The organism is Streptomyces sp. NPDC003011, from assembly GCF_053591515.1.
In genome coordinates this window covers 1-23,356 of sequence record NZ_JBSFTY010000113.1, presented here as the reverse complement: position 1 = coordinate 23,356, position 23,356 = coordinate 1, and the positions used below count along the sequence as shown (strand labels likewise).

Sequence of the window (23,356 nt, the reverse complement as noted above, 5' to 3'; positions counted from 1 at the left end):
ATGCGATTCCGTGATCCGATTGTGATCCGGTTCTCTTCGGCGCGCGCGTCGGAACGAGATCGACCTCCTGGGCGTCCTGCTCCGTACAGGTCCGGGTGCGGTCCATCAGCGCGGCGACGGGGCCCAGGGCCATGTTGGCCGTGGCGGACTCCACGCCCGGGTGGGGGCGGGTGGGCGCCATCGCCTCGGCTGCCTTCACGCCCTTGGCCAGGGACGCGAGTGTCGCGGCGTCGGCGCTGCGCCGGATGTGGATGAACTCGTAGCGTTCCTCGGCGCGGGCGTGTTCCTGGACGTCCGTGCGCAGGGCCAGCAGCTGGGGCATGAACTTGGGGTCGTCGGTGTCCAGGTCGTCCAGAGCGCTCAGGGTCTCCTTTGCGGAGCGCTCCTCGGCCAGACGGGCGTCCACCACCGCGTCGCCGCCCTGGACGTTGCGGCGGACGAACGGGTGCACGACCTCCTCCTCCGCCGTCTCGTGGACGGCGAGGAGGCGGACCAGCCGGCGGAACGCCTCCTGCCGGGCGTCCCCCTGGCCGGCCTCGACCTCGTCGAAGAGGTTGCGGATGTCGCCGTGCTGACGCATGAGCAGGGCCACCACGTCGACGTCGGGAGCGGCGTCGTCGCCGGCATGCGGTGTGCGTGTCTCAGCCATGGCTGGTTTCCTCACTTCTCGCGCAGGGCGGGGTCGGGGTGCTCGCCCTCGGTCTCGAGGCGGTACTCACGCCCGAACATCTCCTCGTGCTGCGTCATCACCCGCTCGCTGGGCGGCTCCTCGCCGCCGTGGATCTGCTCCTGCATCTTCTCGAACCGCTCGTGCGCGTCCCGCACGTAACCGGCGCCGAGCGTGGTCAGGTCGATCTGCGTGTCCAGCAGGTCCCGCAGGTACGCCTTGTTCGGCTCGAACGTCAGGACGTTGGGCAGCTGCGGCGCCAGGACCGACTCCGGGTCGCGTCCGTCGTGCCGGCGCATCAGGTCGCAGGCGATGTGCAGGTGCTCCAGCTCCTGGTTCAGGTGCAGCTCCCAGATGGCTTTCACCTTGGGGTCGCTCTCCTGCTCCATGAAGGAGTAGTAGAGGTAGCACTCGTTGTACTCGTGGTTGACGAGCTGCTCCCACCACGTCTCGCCCGGGTCGACCAGCGACTCGTAGTGGGTGACGTGCTCCTCCTCGATGAGGCCGATCTCCTGGTAGAGCTGGCGGGCGATCGGCTCCATGTAGGTGGGGCCGGTGTTCATGTAGAAGTTCATGGTCTGCTGCTCCGCCGACATGATCGTCAGCGCGTGCAGCTTCGACAACGGGTTCGTCTCGTCCTTGGCGTACGGATCGCGGACGTTGTCGGCCGGGTGGCGGTGGTGGAACTTCGTCGGCCGCCCCGGCATCACCTCGGTCAGGCCCTCGACGATCGCGTCCGCCTTGCGGTGCTCGATCATCTCGTACAGGTTCGCGTACCGGTACAGGTGGTCGAAGTCCTCCAGGACGCCGAACTGGTACGCCTGCTTCAGGTACGGGTCCGGCTCCATCCGGGCGACCCAGGCGGTGAGGTCGACCGCGACCTGCTCGTAGGCGATGGTCGTCTCCAGCACCGACGACACACCGGGGAGCAGCCAGTTCACCACTTTCTGCTGCTGTGCCTCGATGTAGCGGGTCTGCGCCAACTGGCGTTTCACCTCGGGATCGACGGTGTTCCGGGCCAGCTGATGGCTGAACATGATCGCCTCGACCTCGATGCCGTTCATCGTGATGATGCGGCAGCGGGTGTAGGGGTCGCAGTGATCGGGGTCGATGGGGGTGACGTTCAGTTCGCGCCAGTTCCTGAGCTGTCGGTCCAGCGGGATACCGCGTTGTTCCAGGGGATTGAAGGTCATCTGTGCCTCCTGGGCAGTCGATGGTGAGTCGCAGGGTCCCCCGCGAGAAGAAGATCACTCTTCGGAAAATGGAGGGCGGAACCGCAGCCATCCTTGACAGTGCGGGAAGCGCTCCCGGTCTCCCCCGCCGATCCGCTCACCGGCCGTCACCCGACCGGCGGCACCGCCCGAGGGCCCCGCGCGGCCCCGGCGCCGCCCAGGAAGCCGGTTTTCGACGGGTCGCGCCATGGCACCGGGGTACTCGCGGCGCGCAAGCGTTCCTGGATGCCAGCGAAGAGAGGGTCGGCTGCCATGACGACGCACCCGCGCACCCCGGACAGATCCCGTACTCCCGTCCAGAAGGCGGCGCTCCTGGTGGGCGCGGTGTTCCTGCTGGTCGGCGTCCTCGGGTTCATCCCGGGGGTCACCACGGACTACGACACGATGGAGTTCGCCTCGCACGAGTCGAGGGCCGAGCTCCTCGAGATCTTCCAGGTCTCCGTCCTGCACAACCTCGTCCACCTCGCGTTCGGCGCGGCGGGTGTCGCCATGTCCCGCACCGCGTCGGCGGCGGGGACCTTCCTGCTGGCAGGGGGCGCGATCTACCTCGTGCTGTGGCTGTACGGCCTCATGGTGGGCCACGACAGCTCGGCCAACTTCGTGCCGCTGAACACCGCCGACGACTGGCTCCACTTCGTCCTCGGCATCGGCATGATCGCGCTGGGCGTGCTGCTCACCCGCCGCGTCACCACCGCTGCCGGCGGAGGCCGCCGATGACCGCCGGCAAACTGCTCTGGACCGCGGCAGGCCTCGGCGCCGGAGCCGTCGTCGCCGTACGGCGCTCCCGGACCCGCCCGTCGACACCGGCCGCGGACCGGTGGCTCGCGGTGACGGTCAACCTGGAACCGGACGCCGTCCAGCCCGAGAAGCTGCCGTCGCCGTTGCAGGAGTACGGCGACCGCATCGAGACACGGATCCGCCCCGCGCCCGGTGACCGGGGTACCGAAGTGGCCGTACGCCTGCGGGAACCGCGGCCGGACACGGCCCGCTCCGTGCCCGCCCGGCTCACCGGTGACGACCCGCGCCAGGGGCTGCGCCGTGCGCTGCGCGAGGCCAAGGCGCTGCTGGAGACGGGAGAGGTCATGCAGCCCGACACACCGCCGACCACACGCGAGACCCCTGGCGGGAAGCTCGTCGGACTGCTGAGCCGGCGCGCGGGCGGGGAGGGAGTGCTGTGAAGGCCCTGTGCTGGGAAGGCGTGAACAAGCTCGCCGTCGAGGAGGTGCCCGATCCGGTCCTGCGCAACGACCAGGACGTGATCGTACGGCTGATCGCGGGCACCACCTGCGGCTCCGACCTGCACCTCATCGGCGGCTACATCCCCTTCATGCGGGCCGGGGACGTCATCGGGCACGAGTTCCTCGGCGAGGTCGTCGAGACGGGTGCCGCCGTGCGCCGGCACGCCGTGGGTGACCGGGTGGTGGTGTCCTCGTTCGTGGGGTGCGGCCGTTGCTGGTACTGCACCCACGACCTGTGGTCCCTGTGCGACAACACCAACACCAACCCCGGCATCGGACAGGCGCTCTTCGGGGCCGACACCGGGGGCATCTTCGGCTACTCGCACGCCATGGGCGGACTGCGCGGAAGCCACGCCGAGTACGTGCGCGTCCCGTTCGCCGACTACGGGGCCTTCAAGGTGCCGGAGGGCATCGACGACACCAGCGCGCTGTTCGTGTCGGACTCGGTGCCGACGGGGTGGATGGGGGCCGACCTCGCCGGTGTGAAGCCGGGTGACGTGGTCGCCGTCTGGGGTTGCGGGGCCGTCGGCCAGATGGCGGCGCGCGCCGCGATCCTGCTGGGCGCGGAGCGGGTGATCTCCATCGACCGGATCCCCGAGCGGCTGGCGATGACCGAGCGTCACATCGGCAGCGAGGTCATCGACTACACGGCCACCGACGTCGGGGCGGAACTGCGCGAACGCACCGGCGGCCGGGGCCCGGACGTGTGCATCGAAGCGGTCGGCATGGAGGCGCACAGCGACAGTCCGGTGCACGCCTACGACCAGGTCAAGCAGCAGTTGCGGCTACAGACGGACCGTCCCACCGCCGTACGGCAGGCCATTCACGCCTGCCGGAAGGGCGGCACGGTCTTCATCCTCGGCGTGTTCGCCGGAGCGGTGGACAAGTTCCCCCTCGGCGCGCTGATCAACAAGGGCCTGACCGTGCGTGGCGCCCAGCAGCACGGCCAGCGCTACATCCCGATGCTGCTCGACCGGATGGCGGCCGGGGAACTGAGCACGTCCCATCTGGCGACCCACTCCGTGCCGCTGGACGAGGCACCCCGGGCCTACGACCTGTTCAAGCAGAAGGACGACGGCTGCGTGCGGGCCGTCATCCGGCCGGGAGGATGAGGCGCCACGGTTCCCGCCCCCGGCCGTCGCTCCTGAGCCTGAGCGCGGGCGGGACCGCGCGTGAACGACCGCCGCGGTCCCGCCCTGAGCGCCGCGTTTCCGCGGACCGCCGTGGGGGACTCGCCGCCTGTGGTGGCGTACGGAGCGGAGCAGCGGGTGCCCTGGCCGGCGTTGCGGGCGGGCTGGTCGACCCAGACGTTCGTGCACTGGGCCTTCCCGCCGGAGGCGGTGCAGGCGTTGCTGCCCGGGGAACTGACCGTGGACGAGTACGAGGGCGAAGCCTGGGTGGGACTCACGCCCTTCGTCATGGCGGACGTGCGCCCTCACGGCGTACCCGCCGCGGTGCCCGGGCTCCCGACGTTCGCGGAGACCAACCTGCGGACCTACGTCCGCCACCGGAACGGGCGGGACGGACTCTGGTTCCTGTCCATCGAGGTGGCCTGCCCGCTGATGCTGGCGGCTCGCGCCATCGGAGCCCCGTACAACCCCGGCACGCTGGATGTCTCCACGGACGGGAGCGACGGGAGCGACGGGAGCACCGTCTCGTACACCGGTGCGCGATGGGGTGGTGGGGCCTCCTACCGTCTGGTCGTGCGCCCGGGTGACCCGATCCGGCCGGTGCCGCGGGACGTGTGGCTGACCTCGCGCTGGCGGGCGTACACCCGTCGGCTCGGCCTGGTCTGGGAGACGCCCGTCGAGCACGAGCCGTGGCCGCTGGCCGACGCCGCCGTCGAGGTGCTGGAGGAGACGCTGACCTCCGCGGCCGGCCTGCCCGCCCCGCACTCCGAGCCCGTCGTGCACTTCTCCCCGGGCGTCCGGCACGTCCGTCTGGGAGTCTCCCGGCCCTGTGTCCGGGGGGCGGGGACCTCGTGACCGCGGCCGGTCCGGCGGGCCTCACCCCGTCGGTTCTCGCCCGGGGCCCTCGGTCGGGAGCGAACGGACGAGCCGGATGCTGAGCGGAGCCGGGCGGCGCGGGCGGATGCGTTTCGACGGCTGGATCGCGGGTCTGGGAACGTCCTGCGGCACGCGTGTCGTCGTCGGGCACTGGCCGCGGTCGCCGTTCGGGCCGTTCAGCGACGTGATGCTGGAGCGGGCCGACGGGGAGAGGCTGCTGCTGGCCCCCACCCGGGAGACGGCGGACTTCGTCAGCGGCACGTACGTGTTCGACACCGTGCGGGTCGTCCCGGTCGGGGTGGGCGTCGTCGGCGACACCTGGACGGTCACCGCGGGCTCCCTTCTCCTGTGCTTCACCGCGGGCCGCCGCGGACTCCCCGGGATGCTCCTGCGGGCCGTTCCCGGCGCGCTCGCCGCGCGCCCGGCGTGGAGCGCGCTGACGGACCTCCCCGCCCGGGTGCTGATGCCCGGCGTACGGACCCGGGGCAGCGCGGGTGCGGGGCGCAGGGAGTGGTACGGCGCCCGGGATCTGCGGCCGATCCGCGCGGCGTCGGCCGTCTTCGAGGGCCACGACCTCGGTGGACTGGCACCTGTCGACCCTCCCGTGCGGTTCGGTTTCGGTTCGGTGCCGCGCACACCCGCCCTCACCCGGGTCACCACGACCGTGGCGCCGGCCACTGCGTGAGGACGTCCGGCGTGGGGGTACTCGGCCGCCCACACGGAGGGACGGCCTCATGAGAAGAGCGAACACGCCGGAACCGGCGGACATGCTGACGGTGGCGCAGGGCGCCTTCAACGTCGTGGGCGGGCTGTGGCCGCTGCTGCATCTGCGCAGCTTCGAGTGGGTCTTCGGGCCGAAGACCGACGTGTGGCTGCAGAGGACGACGGGCGGACTGCTGGTCTCCGCCGGCCTCGCCCAGCTCGCCGCGGCCGAGGACCCGCAGGGTCCGGCACACGCCCGCCGCATCGGTCTGGGCACCGCCCTGACCCTGCTGGCCATCGATCTGGTCTACGTGCCCAAGGGACGGATCCGGCCGACGTACCTGCTCGATGCGGCGATGCAGACCGGGTGGATCACGGCGTGGCTGCGGTCCCCGGCCGCCGTACGGAGCACCAGGGCGGCGAGGAGCGGCACACGGTGAGCGTCCGGCTTCCCGTTCCCCGCCGTTCCCCGACGTTCTCCCCACCGAGCACGAGCACCGACAAGGAGGCCCGCAGTGAGTGAGCAGACCCCCTCCCAGGCGGAGGGCGAACGGGAGCAGGACACCGCGCCGGACCAGCAGCAGGAGACGCCGTCTCCTCGTGAGGTGGCCCGGACGACCCCTTCGCAGGCGGAGGGTGAGGGTGCCCACGACGAGAGCGCCGACGAGGGCACCGACGACCGGGACAAGGAGGGGAGCAAGGCGTGGGAGAGCGGCTGGTCCGGTCCGTGACAGACGTGGCGGCGCGGTCCGCCGACGGGCCGGCCGACGACGAGCAGCGGCGACGGCGGAAGACGCCGGGACCGTGGCCGGTCGCCGCGGTCGAGGCCGGCTTCCGTCGGCTGGCCCGGCTGCGCGCGGCCCCGGCCCTGCACCCGGACGGGCTGACGTGCACGGCCGAGCTGGAGGTGGTGGACGACGGGGCCGGACCGTGGGGCGCGAGATGGCTGGACACGCCCGCGCGCTACCCCGCCACGGTCCGCCTCTCCCGAGCGGCCGGGCTGCCCCGCCGGCTGCCCGACGGGCTCGGGCTCGCCGTGCGTGCGGAGGGCGCCGGGGGCCCCGGCCGCCCTGTCGACCTGCTGCTCACCAGCAGCGGCCGGGGCCGGGTCAGCCGCCGTCTGCCGTTGCCGCGCGCCGACGCGCTGGGCGGCCCGTACTCCAGCCTGCTCTCCTACCGGATCGGCGGCCGCTCTCGCGTCCTGGCCGCGTTCCCCCGCCGCTCCGGTCGGGCGCTGCACGGCGACCCCGCGAGTCTGACCCGGGCCCTGGCCACCGGCCCGCTCGTCTTCGATCTGTGTGCGCAGGGCTCCGGCCGGTCCTGGCGTGCGTTCGCCGTCCTGACGGTACGCGCTCCCCTGCCCGTACGGCAGGACGAGAGCCTGGACTTCGACATCTACGCGCACAGCGCCGGCGGATTCACCCCCGGCAGCACGCTGGCCGCGACCCGCCGCGCCGCCTACCGGGGTTCCCGCGTCGGCCGTCGGGAAGGATCCCAGGGCGGTTGAGACGGTGGAGTCGGACAGCCCGTGCAGCGGACGAACGGGCCGTCGGCACGCTGCCCGGCACACCGCACCTGTTCCTCCGGTCCCCGCCACGGCCGACCAGCGTGAGCACACCGGCCGGCAAGCGGGACGCCCTGGACGCCGAGGCCCATGAAGGCGAACGGTCTTGAGGCACCCGAGCCCGCACCCGCTTCCACCCGCTTCCACCCGCTCCACTCCTGCGGCGTCGACGCGGGCGGCCGGGTCACCGGGTCGCCGCCGCGGCCGACGCCGGGTCTCTCAGGCGGCGGGCATGGGCGCGGCCGGTGGCGGTGTACCACTGGACGGCCAGCGTGCCGGCGAGGGCGAGTTCGGCCAGGTCGCCGCCGTAGTACATCAGTTGGGCGCCGGTGTGCAGGTCGCCGGGGGCGAAGGCGGTGCCGGGCGGCGCGGTGGCGTACAGGCTCTTGGCGAGAACCGCGTGCAGGGTACCGACGCCCAGCAGCGTGGTCGCGCGTACGGCGAGGCTCCAGCGGCGGCGCACCGGATCGAGTTGGCAGACCGTGAAGGTGAACCACAGGCCGGCGGCCGTCACGTGCGCGTGCACCAGGGCGTACAGCGGCGGCTGGTCGTGCAGGGCGGCGAAGAGTCCGGTGCGGTACAGCAGCCACAGGCCGCCGATGTCCACCAGTGCCGCCAGCGGGGGGAAGAGCAGGAGGCGGGCGGGCCGTGCGTGCGCCGTCGCCAGCAGGCCCCGTCGCACCCGGCCGGGCGGCAGGGTGCGAAGGGCCAGGGTGAGCGGGCGGGCCAGGACGAGGAGCAGCGGGGCCGCCATACCGGCGGTCAGGTGCTGGGTCATGTGCGCGGTGAACGGTCCGCCCGGCGGCTCGGCGAGCGTCGCCCAGGCCAGCGCGCCGCTGCCGGCGGTGAACGCCGCGTCCCGCGGCCAGGGCCAGGTGTCCCCCCGTCCGCGCAGGCGGCGGGCGGCCAGCAGATACCCGACCGCCGCCAGGACCGCGGCCGTCGAGGCGGCTGCCTGCGCCAGGTCTTGCCAGCCCGCGCCCACGGGGACGGGGTGGACGTGGGCCTGCGTCACGTCGTCGGCTCCGTCGGGGTGCGGCGGGCCGCCCGCGCGAGCAGAGCGCAGCCGAGGAGCAGCAGCGCGAGGCCGGCGAGGTTCCAGGCCCAGTCGTAGGGGGTGACGTCCACCCCGTAGCGGATCTGGTGCACGCGCAGCAGCTTGTGGTCCACGATCCCGTCGAAGAGCTGGAAGGCGCCCAGGCCGAGGAAGAGACCCGCGCGGGCGTGGGCGGCGGCCAGGACCCGTCGGCGGCGCAGATCGGCGTAGAGGAAGAAGCCGGCGACGAGCGCCAGGAGCTCGGCGGTGTGCAGCAGACCGTCGGAGAAGAGGCCCACGTCGGTCGTGGAACGGTCGTAGAAGTGGTGCCAGCCCAGGAGTTGGTGGAAGACGATCTCGTCGGTCCCGGCCATGACCGCCAGGCCGATCAGGGCGCACACGGCCAGGGACCTGCGGGTCTCCGGACGTGGACCGGAGTCGGTCCGGGCGGAGGCTGAAGCACTCATGCGGGCGGTCTCGCCTTCCTTCCTGGGCGCCCGGCGGCCGCCGGGCGCACGGGTGCGGGACCCAGGGGCGGGTCGGGTCCGTTCCTCAGTGCCGCGCCACCACGCGCGGCGTCCGGACGGACGGGTCGGACGCGTCCGGGATCCGTCCGGGATCCGTCCGGGATCCGTCCGGGATCCGTCCGGGATCAGGACGCCGTGTTCGACGCCGCCGCGCAGGTGGTCGAGACCTGTTCTGAAGCTTGTGGGCCCGTCGAGGCCCGTATGCCCGTCCACGTCCGTCGGCCCGGACCGGAGCGGCCGGTCCGGGCCTTCGGACAGCGGGCGTCACGTGGGGCCGGTAGGTGACCGGCCCCGGTACGCCGGCCCTACCGGGCGGACGTACCGGCCCGCGACGACCGCTTCTCGCTCGCGACGGCGCTGGCGGCCAGGCCCAGCAGAAGGCCGATGATCCCGACGATGACGTTGTTCCAGATGGTCCTGGTGGTGCTGACGTCACCGGAGACGGCCCATGGCGCGATGATGGTCCACGCACCCAGTGCGCAGGCCGCCCACGCCATGCTGTGCGTGCGCTCGTAAGCGCGGCCGAAGCCTCCGCTCATCAACAGCGCGTAGGCGATACCGACGATGAGGTTGTTGACCGTCAGGACGGTCAGGTTGTTGAACCCCGCGATCCATGGGGAGGCCGCCAGGTACACGCCGGTGAGGAAGGCCATGGCCTCGATGGCCTGGGCCCTGGGTGTACTGGTGGCGCTCTCCGCCATCTCGTGACGGTTGCGCATGGCGACGATGTCGGGATGGGTTTCCATCGACGACCTGGGAGAGGTTGTCACTCCCATCACCTCCGGGAAGTTTCGGCCGATCTGTGGAGCCCCACGAGTACCCCCCTCCTCCGGCAGTCGAACCGTCCGACGGTGTTCCTTCCTGTTCGGGCCGGGTACGGCGCACGCTTCACGGCGCGAGCCGCGGGGTACCCGGCGCCCCATGGGACGCGTCAAGCAGTACACCGTCGCCGCCTCCGGACAGTGGACCGACGAGGAGGAGGGCCGGCACCGGCTGCCCGCCGGCGAGGTCCACGCCTGGGAGCAGGGCATGAACCAGACCGTCTGCGGTCTGTCCCTCAGCCGCTCCCAGCTGATCCGCTTCCCGCACGTCAGCTGGCTGGACACCTTCCCGGAATCAGGTGGCGCCGCTGACCGGGTACGGCGCCAGTGCCCGCGCTGCGCCTCCGTCGCCGGACGCCGTGGCACCGACGCCCGCCCGAGGTGGCACCGCGTCGACCCCCGGCCGTGAGCGTGCGCGACGGCATCCGGGGCGCGCCGGGCGCGCCGGGGAACGGGCGCGCCGGGGAACGGGCAAGGCGAGAGACACAAGAAGGGAAACGATCGATGATCACTGGTGATCATGTGCGTGACCTGCTGAACCGTGAGGACGACGCCGTGCTGGTGCTGGTCCGCGGCCGGGCCGAGGTGGTCGCGGGGCCGGAGCTGGACTCGGAGGACTGGCGCGGCGCGCTGACCGTCGTGACCGGCCGGGATCTGCGACAGCGCCTGGAAGCCAACCCGTCGGCGTCCAGCGTCCCCGACTCGGTGGCGGCCACCCTCGACGCCACAGTGCGGCAACAGGGCGGCTGAGCGGAGCCGGCCCGTGCACGGCGAGGGGCCCGAGGTCGTCGGCCTCGGGCGCCTCGCCGTGCACGGGCGGTCGTGGGCGGTCGTGTTCGCGCGGGCTCGCCGTACAGCCGGCCGCCGTACGGCGAACCGCTCGCCTCTCACGGCCGGGTGGCGGTCAGGCGCCCGCCCGGCTCATCCGGCGGCCGGCGGTCACGGCCGCTCCCGCCAGCGCGGCGGCGACGGCCGTCCTGCGCATCGCGGTACGCCGCCGTCCGCCCCAGCCACCGTGCACGGCTCCCTCACCGGGAGCCGGTACGTGCAGCGCGCCGTGCGTGTGCGGGGCCTCCTCGTCGTGATCGAGGTGGCTCTTGTCCGTCTGCCGTGCCATGACCCGCTCCGCGCGCCCCGGTGCCTTCCGGGCCTGCCGTACGAGGGCCTTGCCGGCCGGGCCGACCACCACTTCGCGCTCCGGGTGCCGGACGACGTCCACGACGGCCCGGGCGACCCGCTCGGGGCTGTAGACCGGCGGCATGGCGACCACCTTGCGCCCGGTGTAGTTGGCCGCCTGCTCGAAGTGCGGGGTGTCGATGGTCGCGGGCATCACGGTGCACACATGGATGCCCTTCACCCCCTCCACCCGCAGCTGCTGCCGAAGGCTCGATCCGAGGCCCTGGACGGCGTGCTTCGACATGCTGTACGGGTGGCTGTACGGCTGGGAGACGGCCCCCGCGATCGACGAGATGTTGACGAGCGTGCCCGTCCCCTGCTGCCGCATCACCCGCAGCGCCGCCCGGGCCCCGTGCACGTAGCCCATCACGTTGACGTCCAGGACCCTGCGGAAGTCCTCCAGCGGCACGTCCTCGAAACGGCCGAAGGCGTTGACGGCCGCGTTGTTGACCCAGACGTCGATCCGGCCGAACTCCTCCACGGCACGCCGCGCCAGGTCGTCGACCGCCTTGACGTCCGTCGTGTCGGTCGGCACGACCAGCGTCCGCGCCCCGCTGTGCCTGGCGCACTCCGCGGCGGTCGCCTCCAGCGCCTCCTCGCGGCGCGCGGCCAGCACCACGGCGCATCCCTTGCGGGCGAAAGCCTCGGCCGTGGCCCGTCCGATTCCGCTGGACGCTCCGGTCACCACCACCACCTGATTGCGCAACCGCATCTCGTACCTCCTCAGATCTGCCCGAGCCGGACGCCTCGTGTCCGCCTCCGCGGCGGAACGGGTACCCGGCACCGCCGAGTCATCTCGGCTGTCGGCGACCCGTTCCGTACTGGAGCACGAGCAGCGCGAGATCGTCGGTGCGCTGCGCCGTCGTGCTGGTCTTCCGCAGCAGCTCGTCGATGAGCAGGTCCAGGTCCCGGTCGTCGGCGTGCGCGAGATGCCGGGCGAGGCCGGCGATGGAGTCGTCGAGGTCGGTCCCCGGTGTCTCGATGAGGCCGTCGGTGTAGAAGGCGAGCAGCAGGCCGGGGGTGAGCGGCAGTTCGGTCAGCGGGTAGACCGCGTCGGGGTCGATGCCCAGCAGCGGTCCGGGCGGCACGTCGACGGGCCGGGTGTCACCGCCGGGCAGGCGCAGCAGCGGCGGCGGGTGGCCGGCGCTGGCGAGGGTGACGCGGCGGCGGGCGAAGTCGAGCTGGGCGTAGAGGCAGCTGGTGAACAGGCCGGGGTCGAGACCGGTCAGGAGCCGGTTGGTTCCGGCGAGGACCTGGCCGGGCGTCGTGCCGGGGGTCGCGTGGGCGCGCACACCGGTGCGGACCTGCCCCATCAGCGCGGCGGCGGCCACGTTGTGGCCCTGGACGTCGCCGATGACGGCCGCGGCGGCGGTGTCCCCGAGCCGGATCAGGTCGTAGAAGTCCCCGCCGATGTCCATGCCCCGGGTCGCGGGCAGGTAGCGGGCGGCGACCCGGAGGCCGCTGACCGCGGGCAGGGTGCGCGGGAGCAGTGCCTGCTGGAGGCCGTGCGCCAGCTCGTGCTTGGTGTCGTAGAGGCGGGCGCGGTCGAGAGCCTGCGCGATGAGGCCGGCGAGCGAGGTCAGGACGGCGCGCTCCTCGGCGGGGAACGTGTGCGGATGGTCGTAGGACAGGACGCAGCAGCCGACGGGCCGGCCGGAGATGATCAGCGGCAGGAAGGCCCAGGCCTGCTTGCCGCTGATCAGCGGTGCCTCGGGGTAGACGCGCCGCATCTCCCGCGGGTCGGCGAAGAAGGCGGGGATGCCGCTGCTGAGGGCCCGCCCGGCCGGGGTGACGTCGGTGTCGAGGGTCAGGGCGTCCAGACGCTCGATGGTGTCGGGGGTGTAGCCGCGGTGGCCGGTGATGCGCAGCCGGCCGGCGTCGGCGGTGGACAGGACCAGTCCCTGGGCGCCGAAGGCCGGCATGATCTGGTCGGCGACCAGGTCGATGACGTCCTGGACGCCGACGACCTCGGTCAGCGCGGCGGCCAGATGGGTGAGCTGGTACAGCCGGCCCGCGCGGGCCGGCGTCACGGTGTGCGTGGAGTGGCGGGACGCCGGGACGGGCGGGGGCTGCGCGCCGCTGGGCACGATACGGACGCTGATGCCGCTGGCGTCCGGATAGAGGTGGAACTCCAGCCAGTGGTCCGGCGGGCGGCAGGCGGTGAACGACACGGGTTCGCGGCTGATCACCGCGGCTCGGTAGCGGTCCTCGTAGGTGGGGTCGTCGAGCCAGCGCAGGGACTGCCACGGCAGCGTGCCCAGCAGCTGGCCGGCCTCGCGGCCCAGCAGGCGGCAGGCGCCGGAGCTGAGGTAGGTGAAGTGCCCCTCCAGGTCCACGGCACAGCTTCCGCCGGGCAGGCGCTCCACGAAGTCGGCGACGGCCGTCGCCGGGTCCACGGACCGGCGGCCGTCCTCAAGGGGGACGACCCGCGGCTGCTCGCTCGGCGCCGGGGGTCTGCCGTCCTCGGCGGCTTCCTCCAGCAGCCGGGCCAGCCGCCCGCACCGGGACGCGATGTGCCCCCGCTCCCGTCCCGTCATGTACGGCGGGCGGGTGGCCGGCCACATCAGCAGCAGCGTTCCCCATCGCCGGGCGCCGGTGACCGGGGCCGCGACCAGCGCCAGCGGGTAGGGCAGCACCATCGCGGTGCGCGGATAGGAGCGGGCCATCTCCTCCTGGCTGCCCACCCACACCATCCGGGCCTCACGGACCGCGACGGCCACCGGGGCCGGAGCGGCCGTCGGCACCCTCGCCCACGGTGCGGCGAACTCGGCCGGCGCCCCGCACAGCACGTCCAGCCACAGCACCTGCTCGTCCGGTGCGAGCAGGTACAGCGCGCCGAGGGACGCGCCGGTCCGGCGCACCGTCTCCGCGAACACGGCGTCCAGTTCGCGGGTGCCGTCGGCCGGAGCGCGCCTGCCGGTCACGAGGCACCTCCCGGGTCGCCGGGGATGCCCGGACGGCCGCGGGTGCGCCGCTGCTTCCCTGGCGGCGCGGCACCCGCACCCCGGACGGACCCCATCTCACCCATATGAGGACGTTACGCCCATGGAAAGCGGCCGTCACGCCGTTCCCCGTCGGCGGCCCCGCGAGCCGAGGACCTCCCGGCGCGCACCGGGTGCCGGACGTGCTCCCGCGCGGGCCCGGATCACGGTGTCCGCCCGGGGCTCGCCCGAAGACGGCGCGGCGCCTCTCCCCAGCCCCTGTTTCCCGGGCTCCGCCGGTTAGCCGGGCGGGGCGCGGCGCCTCTCCCCAGCCCCTGTTTCCCGGGCTCCGCCGGTTAGCCGGGCGGGCTCCGGGGCACCTGGGCCACGTCCCCGGTGGCCGCCGACGAGGAGAGACAGTGACGACCGGTCCGCTCCGCGACGACGAGCAGCACATCCTCGACGAGATGGAGCGTGCCCTGCGCCGCGACCGCCGCCTGGACCGGCGGCTGCGCGCGCTGGACCGGCGCCCGCGGCCCGTGGTGGCCCGGGTGGCGCGCTACCGCCCGCATCCGTGGACCGTCGCGGTGCTGCTGGTGGTGTCCGTCGTCCTCATGGCGGCCGGCATCGCCACCTCGGAGCCGGCGGTGCTCTGGTCCTTCGCCGTGGTCTGGCCCGTGACCCTGTACGCGGTGTTCCGGCTGCTGTGCCGGTGGACGGAGCCGTGAGCGTGTCCCACGGGGCGAACGCCCCCAAGGTGCCGGCCGGTTGAGCCGCCGTCGCGAGCCCGCTGAGGGCATGCTCCGCCGAGCCCGGCGGCGTCGGGGGCGGCCCCGCTCAGCACCTCGCGGACGGTCAGCCCGTGTAACGGCGGGCGGTCGACCGGCGTTGGGCGTCCTCCAGCAGCCGCAGCCGGGACTCGACCTCCGCCGGCAGCACCCGCCGTTCGCGCAGCACCCACGGCAGCGCGGCCGCGGCCTCGGCGAAGGCACGCAGGGACACGGTGTCGCGCGGGACCGTGCGGGCCAGGTGCGCGGTGCGGCGCAGGGCGGGCCCCGCCGGCCGGCGCAGCCAGGTGAACCACAGTGTGTTGCGGATGCCGTGGGCCCGCCGCAGCGTGGAGTCCCGGACCACGGACGGCTGGTGATGGGCCGTCAGATGGTCGGCGTACGTCAGCCACCAGCCGTCGCCCGCCAGGTCCGCGGCGAGCAGCTCCTCCTCGCCGCCGAGCCACAGCCGGGGATGGAAGCCGCCCGCGGCGCGGAAGGCGTCGGCGCGCAGCACGGTCGCCGCGGCCAGGAAGGAACCGAGGGCCGGTCCGGGCAGCCAGCGGGGCCGGGGCAGGGGCGAGTCGCGCAGTTCGGCGACGATCGGGTCCTCGGTGCCGTCCGGTTCGACGACGATGCGGGCCGTGACCGCGCCGAGCGCGGGATGCCGGTCGAGCAGGTCGGCGGCCCCGGACAGGGCGCCGGGCGCCCACCAGGAGTCGTCGTCGCAGAAGGCCACGTAGGGCGTGTGCACCTGGCGCATGGCCAGGTTGCGGCCGACGGCACCGAGGTTGCGGCCGGGGCGCAGCAGCAGCACCTCGGGGTGGTGGCGGGTGACCGCGTCGGCGGTGCCGTCGGTGGAGGCGTTGTCGGTGACGATCACCCGGGGCCGCTCCGGCAGTTCGGCCAGCCGGTCGAGGGTGCGCAGGAGTTCGGGGCGGCGGTTGTGGGTGATGACGACGACGGTGGTGCGGGGGTCGGTCATGCCGTTGCTCCCACCTCTGCGGTGTCCAGGGTGCGGGCCGCTTGTTCGACCTGCGGGGGCAGCGGCCTGCGCGCACGCAGGGCGGCGGGCAGGCGCCTGAGGGTCTCGCGCAGGGCGTGGCGGGCGTGGGGGTCGTGGCGGGCCTCGCCGGCCAGGTCGCGGGTGCGGGCGAGCGCGTGCGGCAGCGGCCGGCGCAGCCACGCGGTGAGCAGGGCGTTGCGGCGCATGGTGACCGAGCGGCCGGCGCGGGGCGCCGGGTCCGGGTGGTGGTGGGCCACCACGTCGGGGCAGTGGGTGACGCCCCAGCCGCGTGCGGCGAGATCGTAGGCGAGCAGGGTTTCCTCGCCCCCGAAGAACAGCACCGGGTGGAAGCCGCCCACGTCCAGGTAGGCGCTGCGGCGGACGACGGAGGCGCAGGCGAGGAAGCCGAGGACCCGGGTGCCGGGGAGGTCGGCCGCCGGGCCCAGGGGTGACGTGGCGAGCACGTCGTTGAGCGGGTCGGGTTCGGCGGCGGGGCCGACCAGGGTGCGCGCGGAGAGCAGGCCGAGCCGGGGATGGGTGTCGAAGAGGCCGGCGGCGCGGCTCAGGGCGCCGGGCGCCCACCAGGAGTCGTCGTCGCTGAACGCCACGTAGGGGGTGTCGAGGGCGCGCACTCCGTGGGTGCGGGCGGTGGCGCCCTCGTTGCGCGGCAGGCTCACCACGCGGACCTGGGGGAAGTCGCGGGCGAGCAGGTCGCGGGTGCCGTCGGTGGAGGCGTTGTCGACGACGACGACCGGCGGCCGCTCGGGAAGGGCGAGGACCTGGTGGAGGGTGCGGGCGAGCGAGGGCGCGCGGTTGCGGGTGGCGATGACGACGCCGACGGATCCATGGTTCATGAGGGGTCGGTGAGGGGGTCGAGGGCGTCCAGGACGTCTTCGGTGCGGATGCGCAGCAGGACCGGGTCGGTGCAGCTGCCGTGCGGGTCTCCGTCCGGGCCCGGGTGCCACAGGACCCGGTGGCGCGGATGCGCGGGCGGGCCCCAGCGGCCGGGCGGGACGGGACCGAAGAGGGTGACGGACGGGGCGGCGTGGGCGACGGCGAGGTGGGCGATACCGGTGTCGCCGCTGACCACGACGCGGGCCTCGGCGACGAGCGCGGAGAGCCGGCCGAAGGGCAGGCCGCCGCCGAACACGTCGGTGTCGGGCAGCCGTGCCTCCTTGGCCAGCCGGGCCACCAGGTCCCCCTCGTCCGCTCCCCCGGTGACCACGACCCGGTGGCCGCGTGCGCGGAGCGCGGTGGCCACGGTCGCGTAGCGGTCGACGGGCCAGCACCGCGAGGGCGCTCCGGCGCCGGGGTGCAGGACGACCGCGCCGGGGGCCGGGGACGGCTCCGCCGGGCGGGGCAGCCTCAGGTCCAAGGCGTCGGCGGGGATGCCGTACGCCTCCAGGAAGCGGCACCAGCGGTCCCGTTCGTGTTCCTCGGCGTACCACTGCGGGCCGTCGATCTCGGGCGTGTCCGGGTGCGCGAAGGCCAGCAGCCGGCTCGGGCGCAGGGACTGCAGGAGCCGGTGGCTGGGCGGGCCGTTGCCGTGCAGGTCGACGGCGATGTCGGGCGGCGGGCCGGTCCAGTCCAGGCGGCGCGGTACGGCCCGGCCGGGGGCGGTGGCGGGCAGCAGCCGGTCGACGGCTCCGGTGGCCGCGGCGACCGGGGCGAGCTGCTCCGGGGCGGCCAGCACCAGTTCGTGGTCCGGGAAACCGCGGCGCAGCGCGCGCAGCGCGGGGACCCCGGCGAGGAGGTCGCCGAGGCCCAGGGCGCGCAGGACGAGCAGACGGGGGCGGGTGCTCATCGGGCTCCTTCCCGTACCCGTGCCACCAGCGCGGTGGAGGAGCGGCCGTCGAGGTAGGGCAGCAGGACCGCCTGCCCGCCCCACTCCTGGAGCAGTGCGGCCTCGGGCAGTTCGGCGCCGGAGTAGTCGCCGCCCTTCACCCAGATGTCGGGGCGCAGGTCGCCCAGCAGCCGCTCCGGGGTGTCCTCCTCGAACACGGCGACGGCGTCGACGCAGGCGAGGGCGCTGAGCACGCGGATCCGGTCGGCCAGCGGGTTCACCGGCCGTTCCGCGCCCTTGCGCCGCCGCACCGACGCGTCCGAGTTGACGCAGACGACCAGGCAGTCGCCGAGCCGCCGGGCGGCCTGGAGCAGCCCGACGTGCCCGGCGTGCAGCAGGTCGAAGCAGCCGCCCGCGGCGACGACGGTGCCGCCGGTGGCGCGGACGCGCGTGACCAGGTCGCGGGCGTCGGCGGCGTCGGTGACGGCCTGCGGGGTGCCGTCGGCGCGCGTGACGGCTGCCGCCCCGCCGGCGCCGACGAACTCGGTGGCCGCGGCCACGGCGCCCTCCACGGCCTCCCCGACCAGTGACCCGCCGGCCAGCAGCCCGGCCGCCGTGGCGGCGAACCGGTCCCCGGCGCCGCAGGTGTCGCCGTGGTGCGCGGCGGAGGCGGGCACCAGCAGCGGGTGCTCGCCGTACGACAGCAGGGCGCCGCTCGAACCGAGGGTCACCGCGACCGCGGCGACCCGCCACTGCCGTACGAGCGCGGCGGCGTCCTGGGCGGCGTCCCGCAGGGAGTTCCCGTTGCCGTGGTGGTCGGCGAAGGCGCGCGCCTCCGAACGGGCCGGACACACCAGCCGGGTGCCGGGCACCGGCGGTCCGCCCCGCGGGTGCGGGTCCCAGACCAGCGGGGGCCGCGCGGTGAGAACGTCCCGCAGGGAGTCCGCCGCGCCCCGCCCGTAGTCGCAGACCAGCACGGCGGGGGCGGAGCGGAGCACCTCGCGGGCCTCGTCGGTGGCCTCGCGGACACGGCCGGTGCCCCGGTCCAGGCGGACGACCGGGCTGCCCTGCGCCAGCACCCGGGTCTTCTCCGGCAGCGCCCCGGTCAGCGGGAGTTCGACGATCTTCATCTCGGGCCCGAGGAGCCGGCGCAGTTCCCCGCTCGCCGGGTCGTCGCCGAGACCGGTGACCAGGGTGACCTCGCGGCCGTCGCGCGCCGCGAGGTACGCGGCGAGGGCGGCGCCGCCCGGACGCAGCCGCTGCGCGCAGTCGGCGACGACGGGCACCGGCGCGTCGGGGGCGAGGCGTTCGGCGGTGCCGGTCAGGTCGCGGTCCAGCAGCGCGTCGCCGACCACCACGAGGGGTGCCTTGCCGGACACGTCAGTTCCCCTTCCGTTCCAGTGCCGCGTCGAACGCCGCGCACACCATGTGCACCGCCACCAGGTGGAGTTCCTGGACGGTCGCGGCGGATCCGGCGCTCACGCACAGGGCCTGGTCGCTGCCCGCCGCCAGGGGGTTGGGAGCCGGTCCGGTCAGTGCCCACACGTCCAGCCCCGCCGCTCGTCCCGCGTCGGCGGCCGACAGCAGGTTGGCGCTGGCGCCGCTGGTGGACAGCAGCATCAGCACGTCGCCGGGGCGGCCGTGGGCGCGCACCTGGCGGGCGAAGACCTCGTGCACGCCGTAGTCGTTGGCGATGGCCGTGGTGCTGGAGGTGTCGGCGTGCAGGGCGATCGCCGAGAAGGCGGGCCGGTCGTCGCGGTAGCGGCCGACGAGTTCGGCGGTCAGGTGCTGGGCCTGGGCCGCGCTGCCGCCGTTGCCGGCGACGAGCAGCCGGCCGCCGCCGCCGAGCACGGCGACGAGCCGTTCGCCCCACGCTTCGGTGATGTGGGCCGAGGCCCGGAACTCCTTGAGCGCGCCGAGAAGTTCGTCGCAGTGCCCGACGACCGACGACACTTCTGTACTCATCACGCCACCTCCGACGGTATCTCGTCACGTGCCGTGACGCGTTGGTAGACCTCTTCGACGCCGTCCGCGACGCGCTGCCAGGTGTAGCGGGCGAGCGCGCGCTCGCGGCCCGCCGCGCCCGTGCGGCGGCGCAGTCCGTCGTCGGCGAGCAGTTCGCGGACCGCCTCGGCTGTCGCCTCGGCGTCGGCCGCCGGTACGAGCCGTCCGGTGACCTGGTCGGCGACGCTGTCCCGGTGGCCGCCGACGTCGGTCGCGACGACGGGCACGCCGCAGGCCATGGCCTCCAGCGGGACGATGCCGAACGGCTCGTACGACGGGGTGCACAGCACCGCGTCCGCGCTGCCGATCAGCGCGGGCATCCGGGCCGGGTCGACGGCGCCCAGCAGCCGCACCCGGCCGGCGACGCCGGCCCGGTCGGCGAGGTCCAGCAGCCGTCGCGCCTCCGGTTCGGCGCCCAGCAGTTCGGGCGGGGGCCCGCCGGCCACGACGAGTTCGGTGTCGGGGATCCGGGTGAGGGCCCGGATGGCCTGGTCGTAGCCCTTGCGGCGGACGAGCCGCCCGCAGGCCAGCAGGCGGTGCCGTTCCCGGCGGCCCGGGGTGCCGGGGTGTTGCGCTCCGGGGCGGAAGTGGCCCACGTCCACCCCGCACGGCACCACGGACACCCGTCGGGGCGGCACGCCCATGTCGGCCAGTTCGAGGACCTCGTCGGTGCAGGTGGCCAGGACCCGGGCGCAGCCGCGGCCGATCTGCCGCTCAAGGCCGACGCGTTCGGGCGGACTGGTGTCCTCGTGGCCCTGGTGGCGCCGCTTGACGGTGCCGAGGGCGTGGAAGGTCTGCACGACGGGGATGCCGTGGGGCCGGGCGCCGGTCCGGGCGGCCAGGCCGGACATCCAGAAGTGGGCGTGCACGGCGTCGGGCCGCTCGCGCCCCCAGACCTCGGCCAGGTAGGCGCCGAAGGCGTGCATGTAGGGGAACAGCGCGTCCTTGGGCACCGGTTCGGGCGGTCCGGCCGGTACGTGCTCCACGACGGCACCGCCGGGCAGGGGCACCCGGTCGGGCAGTTCGCCGCAGTCGCGCCGGGTGTAGACCGTGACGTCGTGGCCGCGGCGCGCCAGTTCCTCGCTGAGCCGGGCCACGTACACGTTCTGACCACCCGCGTCGACGCCGCCGAGTGCCGCCAGCGGGCTGGCATGCTCGGACACCATGGCGATCCTCATCGGGTCACCTCCTTCAACAGCCGCTCCCAGTCGTCCAGGAAGCGGGTCAGTCCGTAGCGGGCGAGCGCCGCGGCGCGTGCGCCCTCGCCGACCGTGCGGGCGTGCAGCGGGTCGGCGAGGAAGTCCCGTACGGCGTCTTTGAGTACGTCGAGGCGGTTGGAGACCGCCCCGGCGCCGGGCGGTACCGCCTCGGTCACCTCGGTGGTGGCGAGCGCCACCACCGGCATGCCGAGGTGCATCGCCTCCAGCAGGGACAGGCCCAGGGAGGTCCAGCGGACGGGGTGGAGGTAGAGGCGGCGCCGGGCCATCGCGGTGTGCAGCTCGCGCTGGACGAGTTCCTCGGCGCGGCACCGGTCGGGCGGCAGGCCCAGCCGGCCGGCGAGGCCGCTGGTGCCCATGCCGAAGACGTCCACGGGGGCCACGGCGGCGAATTCGGGCAGCAGGTCGGTGCCGACGGTACGGCCGCGCCGCACGGGTTCGTTGACGACGACGGCGGCCCGGGGCACCTCGCCGGTCCACAGGTGGCCCGGGTCGACGATGCCGTGCTCGATGACGGTGGCGGGGGCGGACCCGTTGTCCCACATCAGCCGGTTGAAGTGGGTGACGTGGACGAGGGTGACGCCGGGGATGTCCGCGGCCGGGTGGCGGGTGTCGGGGACGTTCCCGTCCGGGGCGTTGTGCTCCAGGTACACCAGCGGCGGGCGGCGGCCCAGCCACCGGTCGACGAGGTCGAGTTCGTGCGGACGCTGCAGCACGACGAGGTCGATGTCCTCGTCCCGCAGCCGCTCCGGCCCGACCTCGACGACGGAGTCCGGCCAGTCGAAGGTGCGGGCCCGGCCCAGGCCGTCGGGTCCCCGGTCCGGGGTGACGGGCACGAGGTAGGTGTGCGGGCCCCGCACGAAGGCCGTGGTCCACGACCCGTGCACGTGCCACAGCAGGATCCTCATGACTCCCCCACGGTCTGCTCGTCGGTCAGGAGTTTCTCGACGGCGGCGACCACGTCGTGTCCGGTCACCGACTCCAGGCACGGGTGACCGGGCACGGGACACGTCCGGGCCCTGCTGTCGGCGCAGGGCGCCAGCTGGTCGCCGAGCAGGACGTACGGCACGCCGTAGGGCCGCCAGCGCTCGGCGGGCACGACCGGCGCGAAGAGTGAGACGACGGGGGTGCCGACGGCGGCGGCGAGGTGGGCGGGCGCGGTGTTGCCGGTGACGACGGCGTCGGCCCCGGCCAGCACGCCGGCCAGTTCCGGGGCCTCGGTGCGGCCTCCGAGGTCCAGACCGTGCTCGCCGGCGACGTACGCGGTCAGGTCCCGCTCGTCCGGCCCGCCGGTCACCACCACCCGATGCCCGGCCGCGGCCAGGTCGCGCACGGCCTCCGCGCTGCGCTCCGGACTCCAGGCCCGCGCGGGGACGCTGGCGCCGGGGTGCAGCACGACATACGGCCCGGGACCGGTGGCCCGGGCGGTGGGAGGCGGCGGCAGCACCCGCAGCCGGCCGTCGTCGACCGGGGGGAACCCGGCGGCCTCGGCGAGGTCGAGCGCCGCCTCCACCTCGTGGACGTGCGGCGCGCGGTGATGGCGTACGTCGAGCAGGGAGCCGGGATAGTCCTCGCTGTCCGCCGTGATGTGCTCCACCCCGGCCAGGCGCAGCAGCAGGGCGGTGGGCAGCGGGGACTGGTGGAACGAGGTCAGGATCAGGGCCGTGTCGGCGTCGACGGTGTCGATGAGCAGCTCGACCTCGCCGCGGCCGACGGGCGGGGGCGTGAAGCCCGCCCAGGGCGCGTCCCACACGAGGATGTCGTCCACGCCGGGCAGCAGGCGCGCGGCGGGCGCGCCGCGCGGTCCGCACAGCATGGTGACGGTGTCGGCGCGGGCGGCGACGGCCCGCACTGCGGGCCCGGCGAGCAGCACGTCGCCGAAGTTGTCGAGGCGGGCTACGAGGGCCTTCACCGTGGCCTCCCGGTGTCGTGGCCGGCGTCGACGGGCCGTCCGGCGGCCGGGACGCCGTGCCGGGGCGACCCGGTCAGCGCCGTGCGCACGGCGGTCAGGAGGTCCGGCGCCACGTGGTCCGCGCGCGCCGTCTCCGCCGGCCGGGTCTGCGGGGTGGGGACGAGGATGCCGTGGGCGCCCGCCCGGCGCGCGGCCTCGACGTCGGCGCCGATGTCGCCGATGACCAGGCAGTCGGCGGGCGCGGTGCACAGGCGCCCGGCCGCCCACAGGACCAGGCCCGGTGCGGGTTTGCGGCACCGGCAGCCCTCGTCGGGGCCGTGCGCGCACACGGCCCACACGTCGAACGGGCCGAGGAGGTCGTCGACGCGCTGGTTGACGCGGCGGACGTCGGCGTCGCTGAGCAGTCCGCGCGCGATGCCGGACTGGTTGGTGACGACTCCGGTGCGGATGCCCCGGGCGCGCAGCAGGTCGAGCGCCTCGCGGGCGCCGTCGACGGGGCGCACCAGGTCCGGGTCGCCGTTGTAGGGGACGTCGTGGACCAGGGTGCCGTCCCGGTCGAACAGCACGGCCTTGACGGGGTTCACGGCGCCACCTCCCGCCAGGCGCGGGCGTCACGGTGGCGCCACAGTCCGCTCAGCCAGTGCCAGGTCGCCGCGGGCGGGATGAGCGCGCTGGTGAGGAGCATCGTCGTGACCTCGTCGCGGGTGCGCGGCCCGGGGGTGATCCGGGCCCGGGCGAACTCGGCGGTGCCGACTGCACACCGATCCGGCCCTGACC

27 protein-coding genes and 1 pseudogene are annotated in these 23,356 nt (G+C 74.4%); 11 read left to right on the top strand and 17 right to left on the bottom strand.

Annotation, left to right across the window (positions count from 1 at the left end):
* Together ACWD0J_RS37160 and ACWD0J_RS37155 are read right to left on the bottom strand one after the other, a co-directional pair.
* Positions 1 to 649: hemerythrin domain-containing protein (locus ACWD0J_RS37160; protein ID WP_451500288.1), on the bottom strand; the 649-nt coding region annotated here is incomplete at its 3' end.
* Positions 650 to 660: 11 nt separating this feature from the next.
* Positions 661 to 1,860, bottom strand: a complete 1,200-nt coding sequence (locus ACWD0J_RS37155) for a hypothetical protein (RefSeq protein ID WP_451500287.1) — start codon at positions 1,858 to 1,860, stop codon at positions 661 to 663.
* Positions 1,861 to 2,151: 291 nt separating this feature from the next.
* Here ACWD0J_RS37155 and ACWD0J_RS37150 point away from each other — a divergent pair, with 291 nt between their 5' ends.
* From ACWD0J_RS37150 to ACWD0J_RS37115, 8 genes are all read left to right on the top strand, one after another.
* Positions 2,152 to 2,616, top strand: a complete 465-nt coding sequence (locus tag ACWD0J_RS37150; protein ID WP_451500286.1) for a DUF4383 domain-containing protein — start codon at positions 2,152 to 2,154, stop codon at positions 2,614 to 2,616.
* Positions 2,613 to 3,077, top strand: coding sequence for a hypothetical protein (locus ACWD0J_RS37145; RefSeq protein ID WP_451500285.1), 465 nt, complete (start codon positions 2,613 to 2,615; stop codon positions 3,075 to 3,077). The genes ACWD0J_RS37150 and ACWD0J_RS37145 overlap by 4 nt, the downstream gene beginning before the upstream one ends.
* Complete coding sequence (locus tag ACWD0J_RS37140) at positions 3,074 to 4,249, top strand: zinc-dependent alcohol dehydrogenase (protein ID WP_451500284.1); 1,176 nt, start codon at positions 3,074 to 3,076, stop codon at positions 4,247 to 4,249. Before ACWD0J_RS37145 ends, ACWD0J_RS37140 begins: the two co-directional genes overlap by 4 nt.
* Positions 4,250 to 4,378: 129 nt before the next feature.
* Positions 4,379 to 5,122, top strand: a complete 744-nt coding sequence (locus ACWD0J_RS37135) for a YqjF family protein (protein ID WP_451500289.1) — start codon at positions 4,379 to 4,381, stop codon at positions 5,120 to 5,122.
* Between the two features lie 76 nt (positions 5,123 to 5,198).
* On the top strand, positions 5,199 to 5,828 hold the full coding sequence (locus ACWD0J_RS37130) for a hypothetical protein (RefSeq protein ID WP_451500283.1): 630 nt from the start codon (positions 5,199 to 5,201) through the stop codon (positions 5,826 to 5,828).
* A gap of 49 nt (positions 5,829 to 5,877) precedes the next feature.
* The gene (locus ACWD0J_RS37125; protein WP_451500282.1) at positions 5,878 to 6,285 is read left to right on the top strand and encodes a hypothetical protein; all 408 of its coding nucleotides are present in this window, start codon (positions 5,878 to 5,880) and stop codon (positions 6,283 to 6,285) included.
* A 75-nt stretch (positions 6,286 to 6,360) separates the two neighbouring features.
* Positions 6,361 to 6,576 (top strand): hypothetical protein, encoded by a 216-nt coding sequence (locus tag ACWD0J_RS37120; protein ID WP_451500281.1) that lies wholly within the window; start codon positions 6,361 to 6,363, stop codon positions 6,574 to 6,576.
* Positions 6,549 to 7,352 (top strand): phosphodiesterase, encoded by an 804-nt coding sequence (locus ACWD0J_RS37115; RefSeq protein WP_451500280.1) that lies wholly within the window; start codon positions 6,549 to 6,551, stop codon positions 7,350 to 7,352. The genes ACWD0J_RS37120 and ACWD0J_RS37115 overlap by 28 nt, the downstream gene beginning before the upstream one ends.
* Before the next feature lie 241 nt (positions 7,353 to 7,593).
* Here the strand turns inward: ACWD0J_RS37115 and ACWD0J_RS37110 are convergent, their stop codons facing one another.
* The 3 genes from ACWD0J_RS37110 to ACWD0J_RS37100 all read right to left on the bottom strand — a co-directional run bounded on the left by ACWD0J_RS37110 (position 7,594) and on the right by ACWD0J_RS37100 (position 9,718).
* The gene (locus ACWD0J_RS37110; RefSeq protein WP_451500279.1) at positions 7,594 to 8,424 is read right to left on the bottom strand and encodes a cytochrome c oxidase assembly protein; all 831 of its coding nucleotides are present in this window, start codon (positions 8,422 to 8,424) and stop codon (positions 7,594 to 7,596) included.
* A complete protein-coding gene (locus tag ACWD0J_RS37105; protein WP_451500278.1) occupies positions 8,421 to 8,912 on the bottom strand; it encodes a DUF2243 domain-containing protein in 492 nt (163 codons plus the stop codon). The genes ACWD0J_RS37110 and ACWD0J_RS37105 overlap by 4 nt, the downstream gene beginning before the upstream one ends.
* Positions 8,913 to 9,277: 365 nt before the next feature.
* Positions 9,278 to 9,718 carry an SPW repeat protein gene (locus ACWD0J_RS37100; RefSeq protein ID WP_451500277.1) on the bottom strand — a complete coding sequence of 147 codons (441 nt, stop codon included), beginning with the start codon at positions 9,716 to 9,718 and terminating at the stop codon, positions 9,278 to 9,280.
* Between the two features lie 175 nt (positions 9,719 to 9,893).
* Between ACWD0J_RS37100 and ACWD0J_RS37095 the strand changes: the two genes are divergently transcribed.
* Together ACWD0J_RS37095 and ACWD0J_RS37090 are read left to right on the top strand one after the other, a co-directional pair.
* Positions 9,894 to 10,202, top strand: coding sequence for a hypothetical protein (locus tag ACWD0J_RS37095; RefSeq protein WP_451500276.1), 309 nt, complete (start codon positions 9,894 to 9,896; stop codon positions 10,200 to 10,202).
* Between the two features lie 95 nt (positions 10,203 to 10,297).
* Positions 10,298 to 10,543, top strand: a complete 246-nt coding sequence (locus ACWD0J_RS37090) for a hypothetical protein (protein WP_451500275.1) — start codon at positions 10,298 to 10,300, stop codon at positions 10,541 to 10,543.
* Positions 10,544 to 10,697: 154 nt separating this feature from the next.
* On the opposite strand, the gene ACWD0J_RS37085 is transcribed toward ACWD0J_RS37090, so the two are convergent.
* Both ACWD0J_RS37085 and ACWD0J_RS37080 read right to left on the bottom strand, forming a co-directional pair.
* Complete coding sequence (locus ACWD0J_RS37085; protein WP_451500274.1) at positions 10,698 to 11,681, bottom strand: SDR family oxidoreductase; 984 nt, start codon at positions 11,679 to 11,681, stop codon at positions 10,698 to 10,700.
* A 79-nt stretch (positions 11,682 to 11,760) separates the two neighbouring features.
* On the bottom strand, positions 11,761 to 13,893 hold the full coding sequence (locus ACWD0J_RS37080) for a SpoIIE family protein phosphatase (RefSeq protein ID WP_451500273.1): 2,133 nt from the start codon (positions 13,891 to 13,893) through the stop codon (positions 11,761 to 11,763).
* Between the two features lie 416 nt (positions 13,894 to 14,309).
* Here ACWD0J_RS37080 and ACWD0J_RS37075 point away from each other — a divergent pair, with 416 nt between their 5' ends.
* Positions 14,310 to 14,618 carry a DUF3040 domain-containing protein gene (locus ACWD0J_RS37075; RefSeq protein WP_451500272.1) on the top strand — a complete coding sequence of 103 codons (309 nt, stop codon included), beginning with the start codon at positions 14,310 to 14,312 and terminating at the stop codon, positions 14,616 to 14,618.
* A 127-nt stretch (positions 14,619 to 14,745) separates the two neighbouring features.
* Here the strand turns inward: ACWD0J_RS37075 and ACWD0J_RS37070 are convergent, their stop codons facing one another.
* From ACWD0J_RS37070 to ACWD0J_RS37025, 10 genes and pseudogenes are all read right to left on the bottom strand, one after another.
* Entirely contained in the window at positions 14,746 to 15,642 is an 897-nt protein-coding gene (locus ACWD0J_RS37070) for a glycosyltransferase family 2 protein (RefSeq protein ID WP_451500271.1), read from the bottom strand.
* Positions 15,639 to 16,517: a glycosyltransferase family 2 protein gene (locus ACWD0J_RS37065; protein ID WP_451500270.1), complete on the bottom strand. Its 879-nt coding sequence runs from the start codon at positions 16,515 to 16,517 to the stop codon at positions 15,639 to 15,641. Before ACWD0J_RS37065 ends, ACWD0J_RS37070 begins: the two co-directional genes overlap by 4 nt.
* Positions 16,514 to 17,467, bottom strand: coding sequence for a glycosyltransferase family 9 protein (locus ACWD0J_RS37060; protein ID WP_451500269.1), 954 nt, complete (start codon positions 17,465 to 17,467; stop codon positions 16,514 to 16,516). Before ACWD0J_RS37060 ends, ACWD0J_RS37065 begins: the two co-directional genes overlap by 4 nt.
* Positions 17,464 to 18,825: a D-glycero-beta-D-manno-heptose 1-phosphate adenylyltransferase gene (gene rfaE2 / locus ACWD0J_RS37055; protein WP_451500268.1), complete on the bottom strand. Its 1,362-nt coding sequence runs from the start codon at positions 18,823 to 18,825 to the stop codon at positions 17,464 to 17,466. The genes ACWD0J_RS37060 and rfaE2 overlap by 4 nt, the downstream gene beginning before the upstream one ends.
* A 1-nt stretch (position 18,826) precedes the next feature.
* Positions 18,827 to 19,411 (bottom strand): D-sedoheptulose-7-phosphate isomerase, encoded by a 585-nt coding sequence (locus ACWD0J_RS37050; RefSeq protein WP_451500267.1) that lies wholly within the window; start codon positions 19,409 to 19,411, stop codon positions 18,827 to 18,829.
* Complete coding sequence (locus ACWD0J_RS37045; RefSeq protein ID WP_451500266.1) at positions 19,411 to 20,628, bottom strand: glycosyltransferase; 1,218 nt, start codon at positions 20,626 to 20,628, stop codon at positions 19,411 to 19,413. The genes ACWD0J_RS37050 and ACWD0J_RS37045 overlap by 1 nt, the downstream gene beginning before the upstream one ends.
* Positions 20,625 to 21,575, bottom strand: a complete 951-nt coding sequence (locus ACWD0J_RS37040; RefSeq protein ID WP_451500265.1) for a glycosyltransferase — start codon at positions 21,573 to 21,575, stop codon at positions 20,625 to 20,627. The genes ACWD0J_RS37045 and ACWD0J_RS37040 overlap by 4 nt, the downstream gene beginning before the upstream one ends.
* Positions 21,572 to 22,579, bottom strand: coding sequence for a glycosyltransferase family 9 protein (locus ACWD0J_RS37035; RefSeq protein ID WP_451500264.1), 1,008 nt, complete (start codon positions 22,577 to 22,579; stop codon positions 21,572 to 21,574). Before ACWD0J_RS37035 ends, ACWD0J_RS37040 begins: the two co-directional genes overlap by 4 nt.
* The gene (locus ACWD0J_RS37030; RefSeq protein WP_451500263.1) at positions 22,576 to 23,163 is read right to left on the bottom strand and encodes a D-glycero-alpha-D-manno-heptose-1,7-bisphosphate 7-phosphatase; all 588 of its coding nucleotides are present in this window, start codon (positions 23,161 to 23,163) and stop codon (positions 22,576 to 22,578) included. Before ACWD0J_RS37030 ends, ACWD0J_RS37035 begins: the two co-directional genes overlap by 4 nt.
* A pseudogene (locus ACWD0J_RS37025) lies at positions 23,160 to 23,356 on the bottom strand (hypothetical protein); the annotation flags it as partial. The pseudogene ACWD0J_RS37025 and the gene ACWD0J_RS37030, both read right to left, overlap by 4 nt.

What these genes read in the sequence shown, in the direction of transcription:
- ACWD0J_RS37155 (WP_451500287.1), bottom strand. Translation starts at nt 1,860, where the DNA reads ATGACCTTCAATCCCCTGGAACAACGCGGTATCCCGCTGGACCGACAG.
- ACWD0J_RS37105 (WP_451500278.1), bottom strand. Translation starts at nt 8,912, where the DNA reads ATGAGTGCTTCAGCCTCCGCCCGGACCGACTCCGGTCCACGTCCGGAG.
- ACWD0J_RS37050 (WP_451500267.1), bottom strand. Translation starts at nt 19,411, where the DNA reads ATGAGTACAGAAGTGTCGTCGGTCGTCGGGCACTGCGACGAACTTCTC.
- ACWD0J_RS37090 (WP_451500275.1), top strand. Translation starts at nt 10,298, where the DNA reads ATGATCACTGGTGATCATGTGCGTGACCTGCTGAACCGTGAGGACGAC.
- ACWD0J_RS37095 (WP_451500276.1), top strand. Translation starts at nt 9,894, where the DNA reads ATGGGACGCGTCAAGCAGTACACCGTCGCCGCCTCCGGACAGTGGACC.
- ACWD0J_RS37130 (WP_451500283.1), top strand. Translation starts at nt 5,199, where the DNA reads ATGCTGAGCGGAGCCGGGCGGCGCGGGCGGATGCGTTTCGACGGCTGG.
- ACWD0J_RS37045 (WP_451500266.1), bottom strand. Translation starts at nt 20,628, where the DNA reads ATGAGGATCGCCATGGTGTCCGAGCATGCCAGCCCGCTGGCGGCACTC.
- ACWD0J_RS37085 (WP_451500274.1), bottom strand. Translation starts at nt 11,681, where the DNA reads ATGCGGTTGCGCAATCAGGTGGTGGTGGTGACCGGAGCGTCCAGCGGA.
- ACWD0J_RS37150 (WP_451500286.1), top strand. Translation starts at nt 2,152, where the DNA reads ATGACGACGCACCCGCGCACCCCGGACAGATCCCGTACTCCCGTCCAG.
- ACWD0J_RS37040 (WP_451500265.1), bottom strand. Translation starts at nt 21,575, where the DNA reads ATGAGGATCCTGCTGTGGCACGTGCACGGGTCGTGGACCACGGCCTTC.
- ACWD0J_RS37070 (WP_451500271.1), bottom strand. Translation starts at nt 15,642, where the DNA reads ATGACCGACCCCCGCACCACCGTCGTCGTCATCACCCACAACCGCCGC.
- ACWD0J_RS37100 (WP_451500277.1), bottom strand. Translation starts at nt 9,718, where the DNA reads ATGGAAACCCATCCCGACATCGTCGCCATGCGCAACCGTCACGAGATG.
- ACWD0J_RS37145 (WP_451500285.1), top strand. Translation starts at nt 2,613, where the DNA reads ATGACCGCCGGCAAACTGCTCTGGACCGCGGCAGGCCTCGGCGCCGGA.
- ACWD0J_RS37060 (WP_451500269.1), bottom strand. Translation starts at nt 17,467, where the DNA reads ATGAGCACCCGCCCCCGTCTGCTCGTCCTGCGCGCCCTGGGCCTCGGC.
- ACWD0J_RS37125 (WP_451500282.1), top strand. Translation starts at nt 5,878, where the DNA reads ATGAGAAGAGCGAACACGCCGGAACCGGCGGACATGCTGACGGTGGCG.
- ACWD0J_RS37065 (WP_451500270.1), bottom strand. Translation starts at nt 16,517, where the DNA reads ATGAACCATGGATCCGTCGGCGTCGTCATCGCCACCCGCAACCGCGCG.